At 44.3% G+C, this 7,354-nt stretch carries 6 protein-coding genes, 1 tRNA gene and 1 pseudogene; 1 reads left to right on the plus strand and 7 read right to left on the minus strand.

From position 1 onward, the window contains the following. Nucleotides 1–569 precede the first annotated feature (569 nt). From QT974_RS34850 to ndhL, 7 genes and pseudogenes are all read right to left on the minus strand, one after another. Entirely contained in the window at nucleotides 570–1,871 is a 1,302-nt protein-coding gene (locus tag QT974_RS34850; protein ID WP_442933218.1) for a sensor histidine kinase, read from the minus strand. A gap of 111 nt (nucleotides 1,872–1,982) precedes the next feature. Next, a pseudogene (locus tag QT974_RS34855) lies at nucleotides 1,983–2,975 on the minus strand (GAF domain-containing protein); the annotation flags it as partial. 277 nt (nucleotides 2,976–3,252) lie between these two features. Continuing rightward, nucleotides 3,253–3,549, minus strand: a complete 297-nt coding sequence (locus tag QT974_RS28130; RefSeq protein ID WP_333471688.1) for a hypothetical protein — start codon at nucleotides 3,547–3,549, stop codon at nucleotides 3,253–3,255. A 564-nt stretch (nucleotides 3,550–4,113) separates the two neighbouring features. After that, a complete protein-coding gene (locus tag QT974_RS28135; RefSeq protein WP_333471689.1) occupies nucleotides 4,114–4,818 on the minus strand; it encodes a DUF6658 family protein in 705 nt (234 codons plus the stop codon). A 525-nt stretch (nucleotides 4,819–5,343) separates the two neighbouring features. Continuing rightward, on the minus strand, nucleotides 5,344–6,141 hold the full coding sequence (gene trpA, locus QT974_RS28140; protein ID WP_333471690.1) for a tryptophan synthase subunit alpha: 798 nt from the start codon (nucleotides 6,139–6,141) through the stop codon (nucleotides 5,344–5,346). Between the two features lie 244 nt (nucleotides 6,142–6,385). Next, entirely contained in the window at nucleotides 6,386–6,691 is a 306-nt protein-coding gene (locus tag QT974_RS28145; protein WP_333471691.1) for a DUF3007 family protein, read from the minus strand. Next, on the minus strand, nucleotides 6,692–6,907 hold the full coding sequence (ndhL, locus tag QT974_RS28150) for an NAD(P)H-quinone oxidoreductase subunit L (RefSeq protein ID WP_015179358.1): 216 nt from the start codon (nucleotides 6,905–6,907) through the stop codon (nucleotides 6,692–6,694). 196 nt (nucleotides 6,908–7,103) lie between these two features. On the opposite strand from ndhL, the gene QT974_RS28155 reads away from it, so the two are divergent. Further along, nucleotides 7,104–7,188, plus strand: a tRNA-Leu gene (locus QT974_RS28155). The last annotated feature ends 166 nt before the right edge of the window (nucleotides 7,189–7,354 follow it).

Raw genomic sequence — 7,354 nt, forward strand, 5'->3', positions numbered from 1 at the left:
AATCAGATATTTACTACCGAAATGCTATAGCCCATACGAGTATATTTGCTTGCGCCCTGATGCACCCGTAGCGGTTCTGCGAAAGATCGGGTATTCGCCAATTAATTAACAATTACAAAATCCCCGAATCCTGGAATCTCCAAATTGCCCAATCAGATCGTATCCGGTGGATTGGCCACAATAAGTAAGGTTCGGAACGCACGTGCGTTCCATTTTTGTTATAGAAACCATTTGAAATCTATTCTGCGTCAATCTCAGAAACCGGGTCGATCTCTATATTTCTCGTTACCCAACCAAAAACTCGTAGAAACCCGGTTTCTCGCCATGAGCGTAAGTCTCAGAAACAGGTTTTTCTCTATGTTTCTCGTCACCAAACCCAAAAACTCAAAAAGGTCAAATGGATTCTAACTAAACCCAATTGCATTATAATTCAATACGGTTCACTTAACATATTTATCCCCCGTAGATCCCCCTAAATCCCCCTTAAGAAGGGGGACTTTGAGAGCATTCTTGTCCCCCCCTTTTTTAAGGGGGGTTAGGGGGGATCGTCTTAACTAAACCCAATTGCATTATAATTTGTCTTTGACAGGCAAAACGATCGCAAATTCAGTACCAACTCCCGGCTCTGCATTTACATCAATAGTGCCGCCATGTTTTTCTACCACAATCTGACGGACAATTGCCAACCCCAATCCCGTGCCTTTCCCGACACCCTTCGTAGTGAACAAATGGTCAAATATCTGCTTTTTAACTTTCTCTGTCATCCCAGTGCCGTTATCAGCAATTGTAATTTTAATCTGCCCAGTTGAGAGTTGTTCGGTGCCGATCGTGATGCAGTTGGGATTGGCAGCAATTTCCTCAAAACTGCGTCCTTGATTTGACTCTTCTAGGGCATCGATCGCATTAGCAAGCAGGTTCATAAAAACTTGATTTAATTGACCGGGAAAACATTCGATTTTAGGGAGATTGGCGTATTTAGCCATCACTTCGATCTGCGGGCGGTGTTGGTTGGGTTTGAGGCGGTGTTTCAAAATTAAAATAGCGCTATCAATGCCCTGGTGAATATTAAAAGGAACTTTGTAGTCTTTGTCGCCTCGGGAGAAAGTGCGCAAACTCGTGCTGATGCTGGAAATGCGATCGCACCCGACTTGCATCGAATCAATCATTTTTGGTAAATCTTCCAAGAGATAATCAATGTCTATCTGTTCTGCGTGGTCGGAAATTTCCGATTTCGGTGCATCGGAGCGATATAATTCTAAGTGTTCGATCATATCCCGAAAACTCCTTTTAGCTTCATTTAAATTTCCCGAAACAAACCCAATCGGATTGTTGATTTCGTGAGCAACTCCGGCGACCAAATTGCCCAAAGCCGACATTTTTTCGTTTTGTACGAGCTGTAACTGTGCTTGCTGTAAATCTTTTAAAGTTTGTTCTAGGCGCTGATTTTGCTCTTGCAAAAGTTCTTCCGATCGCTTGCGCTCCGTGGCATCAACGCCCAAACCAATAATCGCGATCGTCTCGCCCTCTAAATTTTTTAATTGCACTTTTGTGATTTCTAAATAGTGTTCTTCTCCATCAACTAATGTGAGAATTTCGCTGGAGTGATGCGGTGAATCTTGGGCAAGGCAGGCGGCATCTGAAGCAAGACAGCCGGCTGCATTGTCCCCCAGTATTTCTTTATAATGATCTACAGCTAGAAAATCGCTCATTGGCACGCCGATATCTTGACAAAAGGTATTGTTAAAAAAATGTACTTTACCGCTGGGACTAACCATCCAAATCCAAATCGGAGCTACATCAAGAATCGCTTGCAGCATTTGTTTCTGCTCGGCAAGCTGAGATTTTGTACGGCTAAATTTTGTGAGTGCCATCTGTAATTGTTGGCTGTAATCATAAGATTTTTGATAGAGCAGAGCATTTTGCAAACTGATGGCTGCTTGGGAACACAGGAGATTGACAAATTGCAACTTATCCAGTGTAAAAATTCCTGCTGTTAACCGATTTTCTAGATACAAAATCCCGGTTAATTTGCCTCGATCGAGAATCGGCCAACACAACAGGCTCTGCGGTTTGTAGGTGAGGATGTAAGAGTCGGTTTCCCAATCACATTCTTGAGCGATATCCCCCACGATCGCAGGTTTCAACAAGTTTTTAACGCAATCAACAATTTTGAGGGGCAGGATATCGCTGTTTCCATCGAGTGTTGCGGATGGTAAGCCGATCGCGCGATCGACTCCCAAATTGTCGATCGCGCTTACAGCAGCAATTTCCCATTGATTGTTGTTTGGCAAAATCAGCACTGCTTTGTCAGCGCCTGTATTCGCCAGCGCCAGTTGGATCAGTTTTGCAATCAGGCGATCGATTTGTATTTCGCTAGACAGCGCTTGACAAGCTGTTAGCTGATTTGAAAAACCTTCAAAATCTGAGATGATAGCGGACACAGACGGATGACTAAATGAATACAGAGATTCATTGTTTTCGGCAGTTACCGGCAAACTTGCTAAGCAATTTGCCACCTTTTTTAGAGGTGACAAAATTGCTGATAACAATTGAGGATAGTATTTTTCTAATTCATCAACTTTTGCTTGTTTTTTACAGCGAAGATAGCAATCATAGGCATCTGTCATGTATAGTCTGGCAATCTTTTCTCTTCCTAATGACAGGTAAAACTTGGCAGCAAGTTCGCAAGCAAGAGCTTCTTCATCCAAATATGCGTTAGCTTTAGCTCCAGCAATAGCTCGATCGTAAAGTTCCATAGCTTCCGCTTTTTTTCCCAAAACTCGCAGCCATTCTGCCTCAACTAGCTCGAACTTGTGCTGGTAATCGATCGGGGTAAAGTACGCGCATTGTTTGAGTTTTTTGCGACTGCTCCAAACGCGCTTGAGGATTTGTTTTCGCTGCATCGGTGCCGCACCTGTATAGATTGCCAAATGTGCCAGTGCATCGTGAAAGTTGTGTGTCATCGTTAGTAGCATTGCAAAACAATTTTCTCAGTGAATTTTGCCTGCATCCCCCTGTCGATATGCTTCTGTTCGCCTAGGGGCATTTATCGCATATCCCTTGCTTTTTTTGCTAAATTTGATATTAGTTAATTTCACCAGTTGTTCTCAATATAATTTTAAATATATTGATATTTTATATATCTGTGAATAACTAATCTCCGTTCAAGTTCGTCGAGAATGTTTGTTCGCTTCAGAACTATTTCGAGCGATGCAATTAACTGCTGAAACAATGCAACTCGATCGCATTGTTTCAGCAGAGCGTCGCGGCAATCCACGACAAGGGCCCAGGAGCATAGGAGCGGGCGTAGGGTTTTAGGCTGAGGACAGGAATTGTGCCGGGAATATCAAGATTTCTGACGGTGGCGCGCCGGTTGCGAAACTCTAAGAGCTTGCGGAGGGCGGGTTGTAAGTTTTTCTCGCTCGCGGCCCCGACAGCCGGTGGACAATCAATGTGCAATTGGGCGATCGGGTGCTCTCTAGGGAGTACCGCAGTCAAATTTAGTACATCTACTGTTGCATCCAAATCGTCTGAATTCAAGCTTGACATTGATTTGATAAAAGTTAGTGTATCTATCTTAGGGTATAAATGGCAAAATTTTATAGCTGTCAATCGAAAATTATACTTATTTGCTAAGCATCAACATTTTATACTGAATCGAGGGCTATAGCAGGTTATTACTTAAGTATATTTTGAGGATTTTAATATTAAACTGCTTAAATGAATCGAAAAACAGTAGCAACACGGCAGTATAGTGCTCTAACAAATACAATATTTAGTTAAGTAAATTTAATCTAGGTCGATCGGCAAAATTTTCGATACCGGAGGTAAAAATTATTACCTTAAAAAATCAAAATCAAATCTAGAGAAATTACAAAGAATCCGTCGTGAAACCAGCAGCACCGAAGTCCCAACCTAAAAAAGTGCCGGCTGTTTGATTGTGGTGAAACGGGCCCTGCACTCTACATCCGGGCTAATCAGCCCTATTGGGGGTTTGAAACCTACTGAAATATTAATATGCAGTCGTCTGGAGACGAATGCGAGCTACGAGACAGGGGTTTTTAACCCCTGTCAAATTCCAGCTTCCGGCTCTAGAAACAGCGTTATCTGAAATTAGTCGATCCTGTCTGCTGCTCTTTCTGCTGCTCGTTGAGTTTTGTCGATATCTCGATTCACTTTGGCGCGAACCTTGTCGGAGGTATCTTCAGCGCTGTATTTTACGTTGCGCGCTGCATTTTTGACATTTTCTTGACCTTTGGCGGTATTGTATTTCAGCGACTCAGTACCTTCTGCTACTCTTTCTTTTGCTCCCTCTGTCGCTTCTTTAACAATCTCTTTTGCTCCCTTCAAGCCTTCGCGAGTGTTTTCTTTAAGATTAGAAAAACCTTGTTTGGTTTTGTCGCCAAACTCATCGGCTTTGCGCTGAGCCGTGCGAGCATTTTGATTGAGCTTTTCGCCAATTTGGTCGAGTTTATCCGGGGCGTCGTCTGCTACCCGCCGTACATTTTCGCCCACATTGCTGCTAGATTTAGTTTCGATGCGCTGCTGCGCTTGCTCTTTAAGAAGCTGAGCTTTTGCTTCTGCTGCTTTAACGTTTTGGTCTCTGGGATCAGTATCGCTGTATTGATTTTGGCCGCCTTTGTATTCGGAAGTTACAGCCCCGGTCGGCACTTCTTGTCTAATTTTGTCGGAAGTTTTCACGGATGCTACATCAGCTCGGTTGCAGGCCGTGCTCACAAATACTAAAATCCCGGCGAGAAACACTGTTAAAATTTGTACAGCTCGAATTTTTTTCAGAAATGCAGTTAGTCTGTTCATAAAAATGTTCCTTTCTATTGCGATCAGTTCAAATGTCTGATGGTTCTGTAGATGGCTACTACGAGTTAGTTAGACATTTAAACACTTTTTTAAGTATATGAATAGAAAGAGGAGTTTTTTATCTATCTGAAGTTACATTCCTCAAGTTGTAGCAAATCTAGCAGCGTTCAAGGCTTTACTTGCTTCTGCTAAGCTGGTACACAAGCCGCCTGAGATCGAGTTCAAAAGAAGGATTTAAAAAGCAGAAATCCACAATCCCCAAATTTATAATAATTGTTGTATGCCGCTCGCAGCACCCGGTAAGGATGCAGCGCCTTGCAGTTTCCCTGCTTGGGTGATGGTTTGCGGATGGTAGGTGCTGCGTTGAAAAAAAATTAATTGGGAGAGAAAAAAAAACCTTCCGGTCAGGAACCAGGAAGGAAGGGAATGTATGATCTCAAGTACAACAAGGTCTTTAATCCTAATTGTCGCCGCACGTTGCGATCGCCCACATCTGTCTAACGGCTGAAAGTATCTGCACGGTTACTAATCATTTTGAATCGCTGTTTTGAGACTTTTGCAGAATTCGCCGATCGCTTCTAAGCCGTCTTCTGGAGTGCCTTGAGCCAACCGTTTGACAAAAGCACTGCCAACAATTGCAGCGTCTGCACCCCATTCTTTCACTTGGCGAGCTTGTTCGGGTTTGGAGATACCAAACCCGACGCCGATGGGTTTGTCGGTGATGCTGCGGATTTCTTGGAGTAATTCTTTTGCTCGCGTGTCTAAGCCTTCGCGCACTCCCGTCACCCCCGTCACGCTGACTAAGTAAATAAATCCCTGAGACTGGCGGGCGATCGCTTCTATGCGGCTTTTAGGACTTGTGGGAGCCACTAACAATGTTAGTTCTATCCCTAATCTATTGGCAGGTTGGATGAGGCTGTCAGCTTCTTCTAAGGGCAAATCCGGTACAACCAATCCTTTAACTCCAGCACTTTTGATTTGCTGCAAAAAGGTTTCGATTCCTCTGTACAAAATCGGGTTGTAGTATGCGAACAGAATTATGGGCGATCGCAAATTCGGACTCACTTTTGCCACCATTTCCAGCACCGGATCTAGTCGCGTTCCCCGCTGTAGGGCCCTCGTAGCTGCTGCTTGAATCACCGGCCCGTCAGCTAGCGGATCGGAATAGGGAACGCCAAGCTCGATCGCATCTGCACCATTATCATCCAAAACTTGCAGTGCTTTAGCCGTTGTCTCCAAATCTGGATCGCCCGCAGTAATAAAAGGAATCAATGCACATTGGTTGCTTTTGCGCAACGTTTCAAAACAATTAGAAATACTCATTAGGCAGTTGGCAGTTGGTTGTTGGCAGTTGGTTGTTGGCAGTTGGTTGTTGGCAGTTGGTATTAGCTAATAACAACTAATATCACGTCCGATCGATTAACCATAATATCCGGGTCGGGGCGGGTTTTTGAGATTGTCAATTATTGGCAGGTATTGTTGGCTCACGGGCCCCTACAAAAATCGCGGTCGCTCGACCGGACATGATATAACCACTAACAACTAACCACTGACAACTAACCACTGACTAACTATCTTTTTCCTGCTCAATTTCGGCTTGAAGTTTGGCTAATTCTTCAGGAGTGAGTGCATCAAGCTGCTTCTGCAACACAGCATCTTTGTACTCTTTCAGTTGCTGGCTGTACGTCATACCCTGAGTCAGGGCTCGAAATAAATAAGTCACCAGCCAGCCAACCAAGCCGACAACCAAAAATAGCTGACTCCAAATCCCTGCATTCATGCTGTCGAGTCCGGCAAATTGCAGCAGCAAGTAGGCCAGCCCACCTGCTGCAAAAAAGCCGATACTGATTCCAATTACATCAATACGTCGCATTTAGGCTTCTATCTGCCGCCGTTTGGGGCGAAAATTTAAAAAGGGAGCTAGGAGAAACATACCTGGAAAAAAGAAGAACATCAAGAAGTACATGAAGCCGCGCTCAAAAGAGGTGGCCACGTACCAACGACTGTTCAGGTAAGCGTAGGTGGCTGCGGGTACTACCAGGAGGTAGGTTCCTGCCAACACGGCGTAAAGGAGCAAGGTAATATACATGGATTTGCTTTATCTAAATAATAACAAGGTTAGTGGGGGCAAACGCTCCGCTAGCTGGTTAACTATTGTACTGCTTAGGGAGATGCAGCGCGACTTTTGAGAATTTTTCAATTAGGGGTTGCGCAAATTAGGGTTTTGCGTGTAGAATAAAAGGCTGTTGTTGTCAGTGAGTAAAAACCACAGCAGCTTGACGAAAGGGGGTGTGGCGGAATGGTAGACGCTACGGACTTAAAATCCGTTGACCCGAAACGGTCGTGTGGGTTCAAGTCCCTCCACCCCCATTAAATTTAAGCTGAGAAAGCGCGATCGAACCTTCCGGAGCAAACGAGTGTTGTCCTCGCGAGCGATCGAACAAAAACGACGGCGCTCCGCGCTATCTTACCCAATAGCAGGGGTTTGAAGCCCTTACTCAGGTCGGCAGATTGTGATAAGAACGGAGTTTAAATC

This window comes from Microcoleus sp. BM001215392, from assembly GCF_036700185.1.
Classification (GTDB): domain Bacteria; phylum Cyanobacteriota; class Cyanobacteriia; order Cyanobacteriales; family Microcoleaceae; genus Microcoleus.